Source organism: Dolichospermum sp. FACHB-1091, assembly GCF_014697585.1.
In the GTDB taxonomy this organism is placed as follows: Bacteria; Cyanobacteriota; Cyanobacteriia; order Cyanobacteriales; family Nostocaceae; genus Dolichospermum.
Genome location: NZ_JACJSB010000005.1, coordinates 115,077 through 134,956 on the forward strand (window position 1 = coordinate 115,077; position 19,880 = coordinate 134,956).

Annotated in this window: 17 protein-coding genes; 7 read left to right on the forward strand and 10 right to left on the reverse strand. The window is 38.9% G+C overall.

Annotated elements, in window-relative coordinates; genetic code table 11:
* Positions 1 to 220: 220 nt before the first annotated feature.
* Positions 221 to 1,456: a glycosyltransferase family 4 protein gene (locus H6G25_RS04950; protein WP_190391564.1), complete on the forward strand. Its 1,236-nt coding sequence runs from the start codon at positions 221 to 223 to the stop codon at positions 1,454 to 1,456.
* On the opposite strand, the gene thiS is transcribed toward H6G25_RS04950, so the two are convergent.
* Both thiS and H6G25_RS04960 read right to left on the reverse strand, forming a co-directional pair.
* Positions 1,453 to 1,665, reverse strand: coding sequence for a sulfur carrier protein ThiS (gene thiS, locus H6G25_RS04955; protein ID WP_190391513.1), 213 nt, complete (start codon positions 1,663 to 1,665; stop codon positions 1,453 to 1,455). The two genes, H6G25_RS04950 and thiS, sit on opposite strands and share 4 nt — an antisense overlap.
* 10 nt (positions 1,666 to 1,675) lie before the next feature.
* Positions 1,676 to 2,725 (reverse strand): thiamine phosphate synthase, encoded by a 1,050-nt coding sequence (locus H6G25_RS04960; protein WP_190391565.1) that lies wholly within the window; start codon positions 2,723 to 2,725, stop codon positions 1,676 to 1,678.
* A 207-nt stretch (positions 2,726 to 2,932) separates the two neighbouring features.
* On the opposite strand from H6G25_RS04960, the gene H6G25_RS04965 reads away from it, so the two are divergent.
* Positions 2,933 to 4,423: a DUF1565 domain-containing protein gene (locus H6G25_RS04965; RefSeq protein ID WP_190391514.1), complete on the forward strand. Its 1,491-nt coding sequence runs from the start codon at positions 2,933 to 2,935 to the stop codon at positions 4,421 to 4,423.
* A gap of 222 nt (positions 4,424 to 4,645) precedes the next feature.
* On the opposite strand, the gene H6G25_RS04970 is transcribed toward H6G25_RS04965, so the two are convergent.
* The 4 genes from H6G25_RS04970 to panB form a co-directional block, all read right to left on the reverse strand.
* Positions 4,646 to 5,329, reverse strand: coding sequence for a hypothetical protein (locus H6G25_RS04970; protein ID WP_190391515.1), 684 nt, complete (start codon positions 5,327 to 5,329; stop codon positions 4,646 to 4,648).
* 127 nt (positions 5,330 to 5,456) lie between these two features.
* A complete protein-coding gene (locus H6G25_RS04975; RefSeq protein ID WP_190391516.1) occupies positions 5,457 to 7,544 on the reverse strand; it encodes an S-layer homology domain-containing protein in 2,088 nt (695 codons plus the stop codon).
* Entirely contained in the window at positions 7,508 to 7,891 is a 384-nt protein-coding gene (locus H6G25_RS04980; RefSeq protein WP_190391517.1) for a hypothetical protein, read from the reverse strand. Before H6G25_RS04980 ends, H6G25_RS04975 begins: the two co-directional genes overlap by 37 nt.
* 251 nt (positions 7,892 to 8,142) lie before the next feature.
* On the reverse strand, positions 8,143 to 8,916 hold the full coding sequence (gene panB, locus H6G25_RS04985; RefSeq protein ID WP_190391518.1) for a 3-methyl-2-oxobutanoate hydroxymethyltransferase: 774 nt from the start codon (positions 8,914 to 8,916) through the stop codon (positions 8,143 to 8,145).
* Positions 8,917 to 9,403: 487 nt separating this feature from the next.
* Here panB and H6G25_RS04990 point away from each other — a divergent pair, with 487 nt between their 5' ends.
* Positions 9,404 to 10,276, forward strand: coding sequence for a DUF5895 domain-containing protein (locus H6G25_RS04990; RefSeq protein WP_190391519.1), 873 nt, complete (start codon positions 9,404 to 9,406; stop codon positions 10,274 to 10,276).
* Between the two features lie 67 nt (positions 10,277 to 10,343).
* On the opposite strand, the gene H6G25_RS04995 is transcribed toward H6G25_RS04990, so the two are convergent.
* From H6G25_RS04995 to H6G25_RS05010, 4 genes are all read right to left on the reverse strand, one after another.
* Entirely contained in the window at positions 10,344 to 11,573 is a 1,230-nt protein-coding gene (locus H6G25_RS04995) for a murein transglycosylase A (protein WP_190391566.1), read from the reverse strand.
* Positions 11,573 to 11,821: a hypothetical protein gene (locus tag H6G25_RS05000; RefSeq protein ID WP_190391520.1), complete on the reverse strand. Its 249-nt coding sequence runs from the start codon at positions 11,819 to 11,821 to the stop codon at positions 11,573 to 11,575. Before H6G25_RS05000 ends, H6G25_RS04995 begins: the two co-directional genes overlap by 1 nt.
* 487 nt (positions 11,822 to 12,308) lie before the next feature.
* A complete protein-coding gene (locus tag H6G25_RS05005; protein WP_190391521.1) occupies positions 12,309 to 13,355 on the reverse strand; it encodes an ABC transporter permease in 1,047 nt (348 codons plus the stop codon).
* A 29-nt stretch (positions 13,356 to 13,384) separates the two neighbouring features.
* On the reverse strand, positions 13,385 to 13,903 hold the full coding sequence (locus H6G25_RS05010; protein ID WP_190391522.1) for an adenine phosphoribosyltransferase: 519 nt from the start codon (positions 13,901 to 13,903) through the stop codon (positions 13,385 to 13,387).
* Positions 13,904 to 14,156: 253 nt separating this feature from the next.
* Between H6G25_RS05010 and H6G25_RS05015 the strand changes: the two genes are divergently transcribed.
* The 4 genes from H6G25_RS05015 to H6G25_RS05030 all read left to right on the forward strand — a co-directional run bounded on the left by H6G25_RS05015 (position 14,157) and on the right by H6G25_RS05030 (position 19,859).
* Positions 14,157 to 14,789: a DUF3038 domain-containing protein gene (locus H6G25_RS05015; protein WP_190391523.1), complete on the forward strand. Its 633-nt coding sequence runs from the start codon at positions 14,157 to 14,159 to the stop codon at positions 14,787 to 14,789.
* Between the two features lie 6 nt (positions 14,790 to 14,795).
* A complete protein-coding gene (locus tag H6G25_RS05020) occupies positions 14,796 to 16,235 on the forward strand; it encodes a DUF4335 domain-containing protein (protein WP_190391524.1) in 1,440 nt (479 codons plus the stop codon).
* Positions 16,236 to 16,921: 686 nt separating this feature from the next.
* A complete protein-coding gene (gene dnaK, locus H6G25_RS05025; RefSeq protein ID WP_190391525.1) occupies positions 16,922 to 18,820 on the forward strand; it encodes a molecular chaperone DnaK in 1,899 nt (632 codons plus the stop codon).
* A gap of 436 nt (positions 18,821 to 19,256) precedes the next feature.
* Complete coding sequence (locus H6G25_RS05030; RefSeq protein WP_190391526.1) at positions 19,257 to 19,859, forward strand: hypothetical protein; 603 nt, start codon at positions 19,257 to 19,259, stop codon at positions 19,857 to 19,859.
* Positions 19,860 to 19,880 lie beyond the last annotated feature (21 nt).

Genomic DNA, 19,880 nt, shown 5'->3' on the forward strand with positions numbered 1-19,880 from the left:
GCTAATATTCAGCATTAAAAAATCCCTATTTCTACCTCTTTTCTGTTGTTAAATTTCTCAAAGATGATTATCTCAATTTCTGTAATCACTAATCTCTGGAAATTACCAGTTAGATATTTTTAGCAATTTATTGAGATTGCTATTTAGCAGTAAGTAATAAATCTTGATGAATTTAATTCAAGATAACGCCCTAATTCTAGTTAATTTATTAGGCTTAATTATGGAAAATATATCGCAACTAGGGTTACAAGTTAGAGATAAAACAGCTTATCCAGATATCCTAGTTATTTCCCGAATATTCCGGCCACAAGAAGCTGTAATTGGTGAATATGTCTATAATCGTTGTTTACAAGATCCAGACCGGGTAATTGTCTTAGCTGGTGGTTGTACTGGAGATAAAAAATTTGATAAATCCCAGCAATTTCCGGTTTATCGTTGGTTTTATTTTCCTGCTTGGTGCGATAACTGGTTAGGAAATATTCTCCAATCTGGTTTGAATATTACTGCTGCTTTTTTACTAGCTATTAAATTATATTTTCGCTATCATTACCGCTACATTGAATGGTGTCATGGTTATGATTTCCCGGCTTTGCTGGTACTCAGTTATATTTTACCAATTCGCTTTTTTATCTATTTACATGATCATGATTTACTGAGGATAGCTACTAATCCTTTATGGAAATGGCTATTAAAATTAACTCTCAAACGCGCTGATGGAATTGTTTGTAATAGTTCTCATATTCGCAATTCTTTAAGAAATACTTTTCGTTTAGATACTCCAACTCATGTGATTAATCCGGTAGTCAGGCCAGAAAGATTTGGTACTCCTACTAGTTTTAGTCATATTGATGATTTGCGTCACCGCATTCGTCAAACTTACAATATCTCAGAAACAGCAATTGTCATTCTTTCTATTGGTAATTTGGTTAAATATCAAAACTTTGATCGAGTAATAGATAATATTCCTGTATTACTAACTATTGGTTTTGATGTTCATTGTATTATTTGCGGTGCAGGATCTTGTGAAAACCAGCTAAAATCCCAAGCCCAAAGACTGCGAATCACTAAACAGGTTCATTTTGCTGGCTATGTACCAGAACGAGATTTAGCCGGTTATTATGCAGCTTGTGATATTTTCGCTATGCTAAATTCAGATGATCATGACGATAATACTATAGATAACTTTGGTTTAGTTTATTTAGAAGCAGGTTATTTTGGTAAACCTGTAATTGCTCCTCGTTTGGGAAGTGTTTTAGATGCAGTTCATCATGAAGAAAATGGTTTATTAGTAAATCCTAATTCTGGTTATGAGGTTTTACAAACTTTTAATCGTTTGTGTCAAGATTCACAATTACGAGAAAAACTTGGCCGTCAAGGTAAGGAATTAGCGAAACGGAAAAACTATCATCGCTGGTTATATTCTCCTGAATCTTCTTCTTCTTGTTTGTTGAATTAACCACCACCAACTATGGTGACTATTTCCAAACAATCACCATGTTTAATTTCAGTTTCTGACCAAAATTGACGATGTAATATTTCACCGTTGTATTCTACCGCAACTAAACGAGGATTAAAACCTAGTTGTTGAAGTAATTCTGGTAAAGGAGTTGGGGATAAACAATTGCGAGTTTCTCCATTGACTTGGAGACTAATTTGATCAGACATAAAACCGTTTTTATTTGACTCGATGGAGTTGAGAGAGAAAATACTGCGTTACTAAGCTAGGTTGATCCGATTGCATGAGCGATCGCACTATCGCTACTCGCTGCGCTCCCGCATTCATGACATCATTCAGATTACTCCCATCTATGCCCCCAATTGCAAACCAGGGAATTTGACAATTTTGGGAAACATACTTAACATATTCTAAACCCGCTGCGGCTTTACCTGCTTTAGTTGGTGTTTCATACACAGGTCCCACACCAATATAATCTGCACCTTGGGTAATTGCTCCTTGCATTTCTTGCGGATTTGTGGTAGAGCGGCCGATAATACGCTGATTTCCCAGTAATTGACGAGCCACAGCAATGGGTATATCCTGTTGTCCCAAATGTACACCATCAGCATCTACAGCCAATGCTAAATCCACCCGATCATTAATAATGAATAAAGCTCCGTAATGGTGACATAGCTCCCGTAACTGTATAGCCCGTTCTAAACGCACCGAATCATCAGCGGTCTTTTCTCGATATTGTAACAGAGTTAATCCACCTTGAAGAGACGCTTCCACAATTGCCAATAAGTTCTCTGTAGGAGATGTTACCAGATATAAATGCGATCGCCATAATAAACGATGACGCTGATAACCCATCAAATTACTTTCCAGGGTATAAACCTGATAACGCATTTGCTTACAGGCTGTTCCCATTTGCATATCCTTTTGAGGGTGATAAAGCTTACCATATTCCTCCAGGACTCTGAGTGCTTCTTGCACACGGCAAAAATTAGCCTGTAATAGAGATGTAATATCAGCCCTTTCTTCCTCTTGGGGGTGGCTTAAATCAGTTCCCGGATCTCCAGGTGTATCTCTTGCTGCTCGTATTTCTGCTGTATGCCAAGTTCCCAACTCTTGACGTAGATGTTTACATATACTTGAAAACTGGGAATTATTTAAACCAAAGCGACACCATTCTTCAATAATTCGCAAACCCTCACGAGCGCGATCTAAATTAGCATCTAAAATGCGATAAACAGTTTGCTGCGTGTGGCTGTGGTTTGAACCCATTACAGCAACCTCATTTTTATTGCTATTCATCGTAATAGCCAGCCTGATTCATTATGTTTGATGATTAAATATTTGCTAACTAATTATGTCAAGGTACAAGTAACATCGTGGATATACTACTATGAATTAATAGTATAAAAATTGATTGTATAGCAGTAGCAGTTGATATACTATGCTTAGTATGTGTTTTACAGGAGTCTTATAGAAATGATAATTCCAGAAAAATCTGTTAACACCCCTAATAATTCCGTGAGTTTCTCAATTTTGAGTTTAACAGTTAGTTTAGGATTTACAAGTATAACACTCTTAACTACCAGTTTACATAGCGTCCTTGCTCAAATACCCACAGGATTAGAACAAAAACTGCCAGACAAGAAAACAATATCTCAGGTTAACCAGTCTTTTGTCAACCCAAGTACAGGAAATGACAAAACAGGTAATGGTAGTGAAAGCGCACCTTGGCAAACAATTAGTCAAGCCTTAGAAAGATCAAAGGCTAACACTTTAATTATCCTCTCTCCTGGTACATATAGTACCAAAACTGGCGAAATATTTCCTTTAATGTTAAAGCCTGGTGTAGCCATTCAAGGGGATATGAGTAATAAAGGCAAAACTGTGACAATTATTGGAGGTGGTGAATACCTTAGTCGCAGTTTTGGCGGTCAAAATGTTGCTATTGTCGGCACTAACCAAACTAGTTTAACTGGTGTCACCGTGACTAACTCCAATAATCGTGGTTATGGGTTATGGATTGAATCGAATAATATTATAGTTCGGGAAAATACCTTTACTAATAATACTCAAGATGGAATTGCTGTCACAGGTGATAGTACGGCTAGTATTAGCAAAAATTATTTTGTTGCCAATGGTGCTAATGGTATAACTATTTCTGGGAATGCTCGCCCGGAAATCAGGGAAAATGTCTTTCAACAAACTGGTTTTGGGATTAACATTGCCCAAAATGCTGCTCCGGTAGTAGTAGCTAACCAAATTCAGGAAAACAGATCGGGTATTATTGTCCAAGCAAATGCTACACCACTATTCAGGAATAATTTTATTCAAGGTAACAAAGAAGATGGTCTAGTAGTTATTGCCCAAGGTAGACCAGATTTAGGTACTAATTATGATCCAGGGAAAAATGTATTTCGGAATAATGGTCGTTATGATATCAACGCAAAAACTGCTAAATTGCTAGTTTCTGCCGCTGGGAACAATTTGGTTAGTAATCGCATTAGCGGTAAAGTAGATATTCAAGGTACAAGCGCACCTAAAGCCCGAAATTCTCCTCCTCAAAGAACTATAACACCTTTAATGATTAGAAATCCGCCTAACACTCGACTACCAGAATTACCAAAGAACTCTAATTCACCCCAATTTAATTCTGTGGGACTTGACTCAGGCGCTATTGAATTTGTTGCCCCTCAAGCCGGAACACGGGAAAATCTTCGCAATTCATCTCCCCAAAGTTATACATCTACTGCAAAAAATACTTATTACCGGGTGCTAGTGGTAGTTGAAAATCAACAACAACAGGATTTAGTTAGTTCTCTGGCTGCTGGTGCTTTTTCTAAAGCTTGGCCCGGTGGCAGAGTGAGGGTGGTGCAAGTGGGAGTATTTAGTAATCGAGAAAAGGCCAGCAAAATAGTCAACATCTTCAAGAGCAAAGGTTTCACAGTCTTTATTGAGCCTGGGAAGTAATGGGTAATTAGTAAAAACGGACAACTGTCCAAATGTGAAGCTAAATCGCAGAAGTTTGGTAGGACATTTCGTGTTATTAGTAGATGGGAACCAACAAGTGAAATTTCCTCCGAGTGTGGATACAAATGGGGCAAACTTGATTTAAAAATCCGGTCAATTCAGTGTGGTTGCGTCAGTCTATAAAGCGTCAAGAATCATCGAGGCTTCAGCCCGGTGAGTATGTCAATAAAATACCAACTCCAAGTTTTCACTGGTGAGGGCTTTGAGTTTGGAAGTAAAGGATTCGGTGCGATCGCTCTTTTGGGGAGTAAACTGTCCAATGGGAGGATGATTAACTGTTGCTGGCGGCATAAGCTGTTGTACTGGGTGAGGTGAAATGTCCTCAATAATGTCCTGTTGACTTACTACTGTCGTTAATTCAAAACCAGGAGATATAGGGGCAACATTTTCTGCCTCAGAATCCCAGTTTTCTGCTGATGTCGGTAAACTATTATTTATTTGGTACTTATAGCTCAGATTAGCTGGTAATAATTGAGGATGTTTATATTTTTCAGTCCTGATCTCCTGTTTAGCTGGTGGTAAAACTGGTAAGGAGGGGGAAGTGAGACGTTCAGGGAATTTGCTACAAATCATGCGCTCAAATTCCATGTTAAAATGATACGTTGTCTCTCCCTTTCGCCGCCAAAAGGTCAAGATTTGCTGTACAGATATAGCCTTATAACGACCTTGATACAAAGCCTCAATTACCGCCAGGTGTAACCAATGAATGGGATATTCTACTTGCCAGCGGTCAATTAACTCACTAGCATTATATCCATTCAGATCAAAGCTATAGTGAGTTAATAATTTAGCTGCTAATTCGGCAGGCGCCGCAAAAGTTTGAGTAACGGGGGATGTTGTTAACATGGGCTATAAATTGCAGGCAACAGGTATAAACATTTGACCCATCGCATCTAGCCTAACGTAATTTTAGCTACATGAGTGGTTTTTCACCAGCGGCAAAATTGATAGGCAGTGTTTTCTATTCTACTTGTCAATTGCTAATTTGCAAAACAATATAAGGTGAATTGATAACTTTTGTGCGTTGACTAGCTACTAATGCCTGATAGACCATGGCGGCAACTTCAGCACGAGTAGCTTCCCTCGTAGGTGCAAGTAAATTGGGATCTGGATAATTAACAATGATTTTTTGCTGAGTAGCTATGGTAACCGCTGTTCGCGCATATTCGGGAATTTTATCATGGTCGCTGTAGGTTAAGCTTTTCTGGTCAGTTGCCGAGAGTCCCAGTCCATTGACCAAGGAGACGATGATTTGTAGCCGTTGAACTTTTTGATTGGGACGGAAGGTGCGATCGCTAAATCCGCCGACAAAACCACCTCTGGCTGCTATTTCAATAGCTTTAGCCGCCCAAAAATCCTTGGGTATGTCTGTAAATTCCGGGCTAGGGCGTTTGCGTGGGGGGTTAAAGGCGGTAGCAATTACAGCCGTGTATTGGGCGCGGGTCATAGCTTGATCTGGTTGGTAGGTCCCATCGGCAAAACCTTGAGTTAAGTTCATACTAACTAATGCTCGAATAAATGGTTCTGCCCAATGTCCGATAATATCGGAGAAGGAAGGAATCTCTGTCTCTGGTTTGACAATATAGGAACAGGGGAGGGGATTTTCTTGGCCTATGGCCACTAATGCCTGGTAAATTAGGGCGGCTACTTCGGCACGGGTAATTTCCCGCAGAGGTTCTAATTGATCTGGTTGAGGATAATTCACCACTAATAATTTTTGGGTGGCTACGGTAGCGGGCTTGGTGGCATAACTGGGAATTTGGGCGCGATCGCGGTATACCATTAAGACGTTAGGATTACCACCACTCAATTTTAAACCGTTGACAATGGAGACTAAAGCTTGAATTTTTGTTAAATTATTTTCTGGCCTAAAGGTTCCATCGGGAAACCCTGTCAAAAAGCCGTTCTCAGCAGCACTGGCTATGGCTTTGGCCGCCCAAAAGTTGGATTTGACATCTTTGAATCTATCTAGTTGCTTACTCTGAGGAAGTTGGAATGTCTTAGTGATCACAGCCGCATATTGAGCGCGGTTAATCGGTGTGGCTGGTTGAAAAGTCCCATCGGGAAAACCGCTAATAAAACCTTTGCTAACCAATGCCTCCACAAAAGCAACAGACCAATGTCCTTCTAAATCGGCAAAGCTGCTACTAACTCCTATTTGACTGGGGGTATCAACAGTAGCAGTTATGAAGTCTATTAATCCCATCACCCGGGCAGGATTTAACTGATTACCAACGGAGATGATTTTTTGATTTGTAACATTTTGTAAATCGAATTTCCCCTGTTCCCGAAAAATGTTGTCAGCAGGATCTTGGGGATTTCCTAAATCGGGAACGGCATTACCATTGACTAATAAACCTCCTTGGGTATTACCGACAATCAGATTTCGTCGTAATACGGGTCTAGCATCACGAGCAAGGGCGATCGCTATCCCATTTTCCGAAAGTTTATTATTTGCCAATAAAGGGGCTGCAAAATCGTTAATGGCTATACCTAAAGTGTTGTTTTGAAATAAATTCCGCAGCACTTCCCCTTTACTATTCCTAGCTATGACTAACCCACTGAATTGATTATTAATAAATAAATTATCTATAATGCCCGGTTTAGCATTGCCAGTAGTAAATATTCCTTCTCTAGCACAGTTCTTAAATGTACTATTAGCTACCGTAGGAACTGATGATTCAATCCAAACACCAGTACCTTTGTCCATGGTATTAATCACGGTTACACCTAAGAGACTGGCATCACCTCGCAATAGTAAAGTGATATTCTGTAACCCGAAACTAGAGCTTTGATATTCCCCACTGCCAGAAATGATAATTTCCTGACCTTTATTGGCTTCATTCCCTACTACCAATACCCCCGGTGGAATGACTAAGGGAAATACCTCTCCATTTGCTGTTCCATAAGTTCCATTGGCCAACTGAATAATTGTGGATGTTTTTGCTTGTTTTAGGGCGCAGGTAATACTTTTCAAGGGATTGAGACGAGAACCAGTATTACTATCCTTTCCTGTAGCAGGGTTCACATAGAGTGTAGCAATAAGACTAGAATTAACCATTGGTTGTCAAACTCGTATGGTTTAAATGGTGACATCCATAAATCATGATAACACAGCCAATCTTCATGTACTGAACTTAAATAGTAGGAAATACCAAAAGCGAATATTGCTAAAAGTACAGGAAATAGAACAGTAAATTCTAATTTGCCTTTTTTAACTACTTCTAAGCAAGAGGTAACGATAGCTACAGGCCATAAGATAGTAGTGATGATAAACATCATAAAGGATAAAAATTTATCCTCTGGAGAAGATGTTGGGTGACGGAGGCAAAAATTTAACCAGTTAGTGAAAAAATATACTGTCATCAGCAAATAGGCAATAACTAAGGCTAACTGTATTTGATTCACAGCACTTACTCCTTGAATAAATAAAATGAAAAGTTAGATGCCTTACAAACAGGTCATTTCAGATTTTTTACAAAACTAAGCTGTACTAAGCTGTTACGCAGCTAAATTGTACAATTCTAATATGGCTAGATATTGCGGTGCTGGCATCCTGTCCGCTATAATTATACAAATTAAATGCAGTACAGATTAAACATATATTGGTTACATGGTGCTGACTTACTTACAGTAAGATTTATTATTGGTGAACAAGTCTATTTTGGAAACTGTCGTTCTCGCACTTCCACAGCGTAATCTTGTACAGCTTTGCCAATTGTTTCTCGTAAGTTTGTATAAACTTTGGCGAATGGTGGGTGTTTTTCCGAAAGTCCCAAAATATCAGAAGTTACTAATACTTGACCATCACAATCATAACCTGCACCGATACCAATAGTGGGAATACGAAGTTTTTGAGTAATTTGCAGTGCCAAGTGGGCGGGAATATGTTCTAATACTATAGCAAAAACACCAGCTTTTTCGAGAGCGATCGCTTCATTAAAAATTCTGTCTCCCTCTTCCCGGGTTTTTCCCTGTTGTCGCAATCCTAACTGATGTATTGACTGAGGTGTTAAACCGACATGACCCAGAACAGGAATCCCAGATTGAACTAAATGAACAATCGTTTCTACCATTGCGGGATAGCCACCTTCTAATTTTACTGCTTGCGCTCCTGTTTCTTTTAGCACCCTACCCGCAGAGTGCATGGCTTGAGACATACTTTCTTGATAAGTCAAAAATGGTAAATCCACTACAACTAGTGCGTTTTTCACACCACGACGGACGGCTTTAGCGTGATGGATCATTTCCTCTAAAGTTATTGGTAACGTAGTTTCATAACCAAGGATTACCGCCAAAGAATCACCTACTAGAACCAAGTCTACACCGGATATATCTAAAAGTTGAGCGATAGTATAATCCCAGGCCGTTAACGCAACAATCGGCCGTCCCTGTTGTTTCCACTGAGTTAATTGTTGAGTAGTAACTGGCATAAATAATTGTTAATTCTTAATTATCACCCAAATATCCCCACGCAAATAGATCTGGATCAAAATCTGTCAAATGGGTGGAGGATTTTGAAATAAAATTTCAGTAGCACTCCCTTGTTTTATATCTCTACGGGACGCTACCTGGACAGAACCCTATCGTTTAAAAATAACAGAAAACAAGAAAGTTTGCCATTTTATGTGATTTCACAGTGTAAAGTCAAAAATTTTATCAAGAACCTTTCCCAAGAGGGGAGGGAAGAGTGTTGGGTTTTTCCGACTTACTTATCCCTTTTAATGCTTTTCAAACATCCTCTAATATCTTATGTAGGACTCCTGTTTGATTTTTGATAGCCTGCGATGACTTATTCTCTGCTAAGAGTTCCCTCCCAAGGTAAACAAGTTCAGGAATCAAGCAGGATTCCTATAGATGGTACAAAATATGGTACAAAAGATAGAATTATAAAATTAAACACTTTGATATTCTAAAATCATGAAAGCATCTGCGAAGTTCGACTTTGAAGACGAAAAATTTAACGCCCCACCGTCCCAAGTAATCCCTTGGTGTCAAATGATCAGTCCTCGCTATGGTGAAGAGGGTTTACAAAGTTATGGTTTAGCGATTAAGTTGGATAATGCCCAAGCTGTTGGTTTCAAACCCGATGATAATTGGCAAGAGATACAGCACACATTTAGTTCTGGAGAAGTAAATACGGTATTTCTGACAACTACGCCCAGACTAGTTATAGTCCGTCGTGGTCCGTTATCTGTGAAAGACAGAGAAACGGGAATTAAATTAGGAACTTTTAAAGATAATTACGATGCTTTTTTAGCGGATAAACTGAAATTTAAAACCTTTACCCGCCATATAATTTTTTTAGTCGGTGAAGATAAAAAGTTTTTGCACCAATCACCATTACAATTAACTCTGAGTGGTTCAGCTTGTGCTAGTTTTGGGAAAAATTACGCTGAATATCAACAGGGGAGAATTACAGGCGGTTTTGCGGGAGAATTAGAAAAAGCTTATGCTGGTTTTCAAAAGAAACCAGTGACTCCCAAAGGTCCCTTATTTCATGCCCATGGAATTTATTGCCCGATAATTGAAGCAGAAGAAAGAGGAATTGAACCAAATACAGCTTTAGTGGCTTCAACTGTAGATTATAAACATCCTACAGTCGCAACCTTTACAGATTATATGATTGCTTCAGATTCCCCAGAATCGGAAATAATTCATAAAGCTTTTGAAGAATACAAAGAATTTGGCAAGGAAGTAGTTAAACCAGAAAGTTCTAAAGCGGAAATGGCTGGTATTAGTAATTCCTATGTTTATGCAGATGATGATGAACTTGATTATCCACCTTATTAAGTAAAGATTGACATACCATCCCCAAGAGGCAGAAAATAAAGTTTTTCTCTTGCCTCTTGGCTATTGCTTACTCTTTTAGTAATAAATAAAATAGTAAACCATTACCGCCAGAAATACCAGCGCGATCGCCGGCTAATTGACCAGAACCCATAAAATAATCAACTCTTCCTGGTCCTTTAATTGCACTACCGGTATCCTGATCTAAAACAAAACGGTTCACTAGACGAGATTCCAACTTGCCACGATTATTAGGGTAGGGAAAGGAATTGACAATTAGTGCCAATGCTCCCGGAGGCATGATATCTTTGTCCGTAGCAATAGAACGTTCAGCGGTTACAGGTATGATAAGACTACCCGTAGCAGGTCTACCGTTAGTTTCCGCAAAGAAAACAAACCTTTCCCAACGCGGTAAATAATTGCTTAACTGTCTGGGATTTTCCCGGAAATAACTAATTAATTTGGGCATAGTTAGGCCGCTCAGGGGTAGTTTACCATCTTTTGCCAATTCTTTACCGATACTCGTCCAGGGATAATCCGTTCCTCCAGCATAACCAACAGATGTTCTTTGGCCATTAGTTAATCTAATTTGGGCAGAACCTTGGATATGAATCATGTATGGTTCTAAACGATTACTAAACCAGAGAATTTCTAAACCCTTTAACCTGCTTCTATTACCTAGTAAACCATTTTTCCCTTCCAAATCAATCCGTTTCGGGTGGGGTTTGGGCCATTTCTGAAAGTCCTTGGGTAGACGATAGAGAGGATACTTATATACAGAAGTCCTGACTCGACTAGCAGTATACACAGGTTCATAATAAGCTGTGAATTTCACAGTCCCTTTATTATCATTGCCTATGGACTGATAAAAGACAAACTCCCGACGCACAGCGGCCTGTAATTCTGCTGCTGACTGAGAACTAATTACCACTTCCCGAAATCTTACCAAACTCCGACGTACCCGATCTAAAGTAATTTCTGTAATTGGGTAAGCTTGATAGGCTGCGATCGCTCTATTGCTTTGCAGATAACGTAAACTGTTATCTATTGCAGTTATTAGTGCTTGTTTATCCCCCTGTTGACCCCAAAGTTGTTCGTCCCAACCCAAGCAATTTTGAGGGGTACAAACAGTATCTATATCCACCTTTTGTAGCGGTGGTAAACCTGCGGGTGGTGTTTCGGGAGTAGCCGGAGGGACTTCTATCGGCTGTGGAATCGGAATTTGGGCTAAAACTGACGAAAATGGATTTATAAAAGCAATTCCCAGAGTGAAAGCAAATAAAGTCAGGTTTTTTTTCATCATCTTTCCATACTCGAATTAAAAACAGGTTCTACCCTAATCCCCGCAATTTTAGACGGCCGCACCATCATATATTCTCCCTGAATATTCTTAATCGGTACGCTCATAAAATCGTTAGAAGTAGATTTTGGCACAAGTTCACCACTGTACCACTTTTGAAATTCTTGAATAGTAGAAAAACGCACCTCTTCTCGATGTCCACCTTCTAAAAACAGGAAAACAGCATATTCATTAGGAGTTATAGGCATAAATTTACATCACTAAATACACATTTTCTCGAAAGATTGAGCTTAGTTGTAGCATTTTCAAGGGTTCTTTCAAAATTTTTGACAAACTTTTACATCTTTCCATCCAGGAATTTGATCTTTCAATTACTCATCTGGCTTTAACAGGTACAAATCCTGATTTTCCCATCACTTGTTTTTGAGATCAATTATCTACCTGCTATGGCATTTTCCACTAATTAAACTTTCTGTGTGATTAGAACTACAAATGTCCAGTTTACATTTTTTAGCGATCGCAGTGTCAAAAACATCCCGTCAGGGTTTCTATACCCCATATTTGGTTGATCCTGTCAATGGGTAAGTCCTAGAAAATAATAGACATCTCCTGTAAAAGTAAAAATTTTAGAGACGTTCTATGGTTAAGGATTATAAGTCCTACAGATACTTCAAGCCCGGACAGTCTTTACCTCTAGGGGTCTAGTGAGTATCAGAACCGATAACCTACCATTTACTAATTTAAATCTTCTAATTTAATTCGAGGATCGGCAGCTTTTAAAATTAAGTCAGCGATTAAGTTACCAGTAATTAATAATACGGCACTCATGACCAAACTCGCCATGACTAAATATTGATCTTTAGCTAAAACTGCTTGTAGGGTTAATTTTCCTAAACCTGGCCAGTTAAAGAAATTTTCCGTAATAAATGCACCACTTAACAAACCTGCTAATTCAAAACCCAACAACGTAATTAAGGGGTTAATAGCATTTCGCAAAGCATGAACATAAATAACGCGATTTTCTGGTAGTCCTTTAGCGCGTGCGGTTTGAATATAGTCTTGACGCAAAACGTCCAATAATTGACCACGCATAATGCGTTGTAAACCAGCAAAGCTGGTAATACTTAAAGCAATTAATGGCAAAACTGAATGCCAAGCTATATCCATAATTTTACTTAACCATGTTAGATCTGCATGATCAATACTAGTCATATTACCCACCGGAAAAAGTGGAGTAGTCATTTGGGCAAAGAAAAGCAAAAATAAGACAGTGATAAAACTCGGAATACCTTGACCGGTATAACTGACCATCTGTAAAATCTGGTCAGTTATACGATTTTGTTGCACAGCAGCGAGAATTCCTAAAGGAATAGCGATCGCCCATGTTATAATCAAAGAAGCGATCGCTAAAAATAAAGTTGCTGGTACTCGTTCCCATAACAGCGATGATACAGAACGTTTATAAACAAAGCTTGTGCCAAAATTACCTCTAGTCACAATTTGCTTTAACCAAAATCCAAACTGTTCTGGCCAAGATTTATCTAAACCATATTCTATCCTATATTCTTCAATCCGTTGTGGGGAAATTTTTGGATCTTGTCGCAGGTTGTCTACAAAATCCCCCGGAGATAACTTCATAATAAAAAAGGACAAAGCCGACGCTAAAAAAATCGTTAATAGTGCCTGTAAAAGCCGTTTGATTATATAAATAAAGGTTTCACTAGTAACCAGCTTGATTAGCCAGTTTCGACTCGTTTCCAGGGAAATTTTTGTACTGGTCATCTCAGATTACCATTGTCAATTATTTTTTGTTAATATTCAACTAGTGAGATAATCGGGACATCAGGTAAATTTTTCCGACCTTGTAAATCCCGTAATTCAATGATAAATCCAAAGCCGACAAGTTCGCAGTCAATCTTTTGTACTAACTTTGCTGTTGCACTGGCAGTTCCACCTGTAGCAATTAAATCATCTACAATCAAAACCTTGCTACCGGGACGCAAAGCATCCTGATGTACTTCCAAGACATCTGTACCATACTCCAGCTGATATTCAATGGCGTGAACTGCTGCAGGTAACTTTCCTTTTTTACGAACGGGAATAAAACCAGCGCCTAACCTATAGGCCACAGGTGCACCAAAAATAAATCCCCGGGACTCCATACCGATAATGTAGTCCACCTGAAGTTCCAGTTCAGAGCATTTTGTGCTTAAGAAGTCAATAGTATAACGTAATCCATCGGGGTTACTTAACAAAGTGGTGATATCCCGAAATAAAATTCCCGGTTTAGGAAAATCTGGTATATCACGAATTAGCGATTTTAGATCCATATAGGTCAAAGAAGAATAGTCACAACACAGACAAAGGAGAAGAGAAAGAAATTTTTCTGAAAATCAAAAGATATCTTATCCTATAATGGCATAGCCTGGATACTAGTACGGCCGTCAAGTCAAAAGTAAAAAGCAAAAATTAATAGGTCGTAATGTATACAATTGAACTGTCATATCGCCCCAGCGATGTGCATTGGGAGGAACTTAATAACTTGATTGAAAACGCATAAAGTATTTGAAGGTATTTTATAGAATGAATGTCGCCGCTAATCTTACCCCTGTAGACATAAACAGCCCAAATGCTCCGGGAATACATCAGATTTTGGATACTTTACCAGATCCAGCGATCGCTGGGCAGGTATGTCCAGCCCAAACTAGGTTGGAAATAGACCTAATTTTACTAGCCATTGAAGCCTTAGAAGTGGGCGGTTCTGAAGCCATTTTGTCCTTGGCTGAAGAATTAGACCTGAAAGGAATTATCAAAAATCGGGTAAACTTATGGAGGATGCGAACTTCTAACCCCATGCGAAGAGCGCATAGTCGCCGCCCTTTAGATATTTTAGAAGCCAAAGCCTTAGTAGTCATTGCTTGCTACATTGCTAGACGGTTAACAGTTACCATCCGCCAACTGCTAACTATATACCAGCAATTAGCCCAAAAGCAGATTCCCCCAGAACAAAACTTAAGATTAGCTAATTACCTAGAAAGGTTTAGAGCGCATTTTAAAAGTCGGATGAATTCCCGTCGCTCTGGTGTACTAGCATTAAATTCTGACGATAAATTAGATGAACTAGCTATAGACTTATTAGGGAAATTACTATTCTGCACAGGTACAGCGGGGATGCAACGGTACTGGATTTCTCTTTTTGATGGTGAAGTGGAGTAAAGAAAAATGAATATTCAACGTAAATACAGTTTACCTAATTGTACCCTGCTTCTAGAAGGGTTAAGTGACATGACACGGGGTGCTAACTTTCAGGAACTGCGTCCAGAACTATCTATATTGGTAAATGCGGAATGCCATTTATCCAGTTACACTCAACCCATAGTTGGGGGAAGGGAATTTTTTGAAAGCTTAGTTAGATCCGTCAGCACTTACGCCCAAGAGTTTTTAAGTAATATACCCAACCAGCAAAGCAAAAAAATTGACAATCAAGATCACCAATCAGAATTAGTAGAATTACAAAAAATTGATCACAACAGGCACAAGTTAATTGTTTATGCAGAAATGACACAAGATAACCTGGGGCAAAACACCAACCCAGGAGAACCTCTTGAAATCGTTCTTAATACAGTGCAATTATTTGATTTAGTTGAAGCTGTAGATCAGTTTTTTGCTGATAGCCAAACTTTACCAGAATTATCCTTAGAATTATATCCAGTAATTCGCCGTCATGGTGATTCAAGTCAAATTTTACTCAAACAAGCAATCCCAGCTACCGTAGGCGTATCCGGCCTAGCGGTAGCCGCATTAGCCTTTTTCTTGATTCCTGCTCCTCAAGTCCGTCCACCTGAATTGACACCGGAGGAGCAGACCAGCGCTACAATACCTACAACCACCGCTCAACCATCAACCTCTCCTACACCCATAGCAGCAGCCACTCCCACGACCACACCCACAGAAACAGCAGCCCCCACGGCAGTTAAAGATTTAGAAGCACTTTTAAAGACAGTACCGGAAATAACAGATTCATCCCAGTTACGGGCATTAAATCGCCAACTTTATAATCAAATTAATCCAGCTTGGACAAATCGCTCAGAATTACCAGAGAATTTAGTTTATCGTTTAGGTGTTGCTGCGGATGGTAGTATTATTGGGTATAAAGCAGTAAATCAGATAGCCAGTAACGCAATAGAAAAAACCCCACTGCCCCAACTCCTTTATAATCCTGCTAATGCGAAAGCCAATCAATCCATTGCTCAATTCAAAGTCGTCTTTACCCAAACAGGTATTTTACAAATTAGTCCTTGGGGAGGATACACTAAAACACCGGAAGTAATCGGTGAGAAAATTACTGATACTAGTCAAATCAAATATCTAAATCAAAAGCTGTATAGTACAATTCGTCAAAATTGGAGTGTTACTCCCACTTTCTCTAGCGACTTGAAATATCGAGTGGCGGTTAATAAAGGGGGTATTATTGCTGACTATGAACCACTTAATCAAGTTGCTTTTGACCATTTTCGAGAAACTCCTCTTCCCCAGCTATTTCAATCGGTTTATGGCTCTAATGTGGCTGCACCGAACAACAAGGAACCCCTAGCTCATTTTCAAGTAGTATTTACACCTAAAGGTGAATTAGAAGTAACTACTTGGAAAGGATATAGATAATTTGAGATACTCACCGACCTAAAGGCGCGGTAATTCTTGACGCTTCACCGACTTGCGTAAGTCCTGTGTACTACAAAATGAAGTGCGGAATGTGGGATCAATATCAATTTTTGATACCTTTAATTGTTATGTATATTGTCAAGCCTATGACGCTGATGAACTCGCTCATTCTCCCTGGTTTGGTAGTTGATCTCTTAAGTTTTTTTCGATCAACCAAAACAAGAGGAAAAGCATTATGGAGCAGGGTATAGGGGGAATAATTACCAATTACGCAGTAAGGGGTATAATTTTCTCTCTTTAATTCTTAATTTTTAACTCCCCACAGGGCTTGACGGCAAATACGACTATAAAGTTACGGTTCACCCCAATTCCTGAAAGTATTAATTCTCATACATTAGTCAATGTGAACGCACATTAATCCATGAGATCACTAGACATAATTTATAAAATTCGCCGTTCCCTTGACGGTTCGGTAAACCACCTTTCATGGCATGGCTACCACTGAGTTTATATGATAATAGCCTAGTTTGGGGTTTAATTCCCAGCACAGCCTAACCCAATTGATTGCCATTGACAATTAGTTAATGCAATTTTATCAAAAAAGAATTCAGTAGTGTTCTGATGCTCTTTTTTATATTCCCTCTCATTCATTCATTTAGTAATTTTATACGGAGTAAAAAACCAAAATGGCAAAAGTAGTTGGAATTGATTTAGGTACGACTAACTCCTGTGTGGCAGTAATGGAAGGTGGTAAACCCACAGTTATCGCTAACGCAGAAGGTTTTAGAACAACACCCTCTGTAGTTGCCTTTGCTAAAAATGGTGATAATTTAGTTGGTCAAATCGCTAAACGTCAAGCGGTAATGAACCCCGAAAATACTTTTTATTCTGTAAAACGCTTTATTGGTCGTCGTTATGACGAAATCACTAATGAAGCTACAGAAGTTTCCTATAAGGTTCTCAGTAGCGGTGGTAATGTTAAAGTAGATTCTCCCGGCGCTGGTAAACAATTTGCTCCTGAAGAAATATCCGCCAAGGTTCTCCGCAAATTAGTGGAAGATGCTAGTAAGTACCTGGGGGAAACTGTTACCCAAGCAGTAATTACTGTTCCCGCTTATTTCAACGACTCCCAACGTCAAGCCACCAAGGACGCTGGTAAAATCGCTGGTATTGAGGTATTACGGATTATCAACGAACCTACGGCTGCTTCTCTAGCTTATGGTTTTGATAAGAAGAGCAATGAAACTATCCTCGTATTTGACTTGGGTGGTGGTACTTTTGACGTATCTGTACTGGAAGTAGGTGATGGTGTATTTGAAGTATTATCAACCTCTGGTGATACTCACTTAGGTGGTGACGACTTCGATAAAAAAATCGTTGATTTCTTGGCAGAAAAGTTCAAAAAAGATGAAGGTATTGACCTCCGCAAGGACAAACAAGCTTTACAACGTTTAACAGAAGCGGCAGAAAAAGCTAAAATTGAACTTTCTAGCGTTACCCAGGCGGAAATTAACCTACCATTTATCACCGCTACCCAGGATGGACCAAAGCATTTAGATACAACTCTCACCCGTGCCACTTTTGAAGAACTCTGTTCTGATTTAATTGACCGTTGCCGCATTCCGGTGGAAAATGCTCTCAGAGACGCGAAATTAAATAAAAGCAATATTGACGAAGTTGTTCTTGTTGGTGGTTCTACTCGGATTCCTGCTGTTCAGGATGTGGTTAAGCGAGTTCTAGGTAAAGATCCTAACCAAAGCGTTAACCCTGATGAGGTGGTAGCTGTTGGTGCTGCTATTCAAGCGGGAGTTTTAGCAGGTGATGTTACAGGTATCTTATTGTTAGATGTAACACCATTGTCTTTAGGTGTGGAAACCTTGGGCGGTGTCATGACTAAGATTATCCCTCGTAACACTACAATTCCCACCAAAAAATCAGAAGTGTTCTCTACTGCTGTAGACGGACAAACTAATGTGGAAATTCACGTTCTCCAAGGTGAGAGAGAATTTGCTAATGATAACAAGAGTTTAGGTACTTTCCGTTTGGATGGTATTCCTCCTGCTCCTCGTGGTGTTCCCCAAATTGAAGTTACTTTTGATATTGACGCTAACGGTATTCTCAACGTTGCTGCTAAGGATAAGGGTACTGGTAAGGAACAATCTATTAGTATAACAGGTGCTTCTACTCTTGACAAGAATGATGTAGAACGCATGGTCAGAGAAGCTGAGAAAAATGCTTCTTCTGATAAAGAGCGCCGTGAAAAAATTGAACGCAAAAACCAAGCTGATACTTTAGCTTATCAAGCAGAAAAGCAGTTACAAGAATTGGGTGATAAAGTCCCCGCTGCTGATAAGACTAAGGTTGAGGGTTTAGTTAAAGAAGTTCGGGACGCTATAGCCAAGGAAGATGATGCTCAAATCCAGAAATTAACACCAGAACTGCAACAAGCTCTCTTTGCTATTGGTAGTAATATTTACCAACAAGCTGGTGGTGATGCTGGTGCTGCTGGCGCTCAATCCCCCGGTGGTGGTTCTGCTCCCTCTGGTGATGATGTCATTGATGCTGATTTTACCGAAAGTAAGTAGTTTTACGAAGATCGCATCCCTGCGGCACTGATTTAATTAATACCCACCAGTATTAAAACTGAGTGGGTATTATTTTATGCCAACTAATTTATAATAAGATAGTTCTTCCTTATCAACTCCATGATAACAAATTTAAAAGCAAATGTCAACCCCTTGATCTTCTTTATTGGCGTTTTTTTTTGCAAGCAAAAACCTCGACTATTTTTAATAGTCGTTTTTTAGGTTAAAGTAGACCACACACTCAAGTGATTAATCAAATTTTCAATGGGTTAAGGGTTGTCCGACGTGGTCGAGTATTTCCCGAAATTCAGTAGACCCAAGAACAAAAAGCTCACAGAAAAGCCAGAAGACAGGCTTTTTCTACCTGAGAAGTAATCAATTGTAAAAATAAACTTTTTCTCCCAACTAATTATTAAAAGTAACAAGGTAAATAAAGATGGCTTACAGTGATTTTAAATTAAGTGAAATTATCCAAAAATTTGAATTGACATTAAATGAAGTATCAGGATTATTTGCAGATGTACCAGAGGAAGAACCTAGTAATTTACTAACAACAATCCTCAAGGAAAATGTTGATTTAGCCGTTTCAATTAATACTGAAAAAGCCCGTTCTGAGATGATAATTAGTCCAATTTTACTTGAAGTAAGAAGAAAGTTAAATAATGAAATCAGTTTATTTTCGGGAGTAGATTTTAATGTTGATAATCAACAAGGTTTAAATGGTTTTTGTGATTTTCTAATTAGTCTTTCTAAAGAACAGCTTTTTATTCGCGCACCTATAATTACATTGGTAGAAAGTAAAAATGAAAACTTGAAATTAGGTTTAGCTCAATGTATAGCTGAAATGTTGGCTGCTCAATTGTTTAATGAACAAAAACAAAATGCGATTAAGATTGTTTATGGTGCTGTAACTATCGGTACTATTTGGCAGTTTTTGAAGTTAGAAGATAAAACTATTTCTATTGATTTAACTGAATATTATATCAAGGATGTGAAAAAGATTTTAGGAATTTTAATCAGTGCAATTAAGCAGGAATAGTTGAATGATTGTCAGAGATTT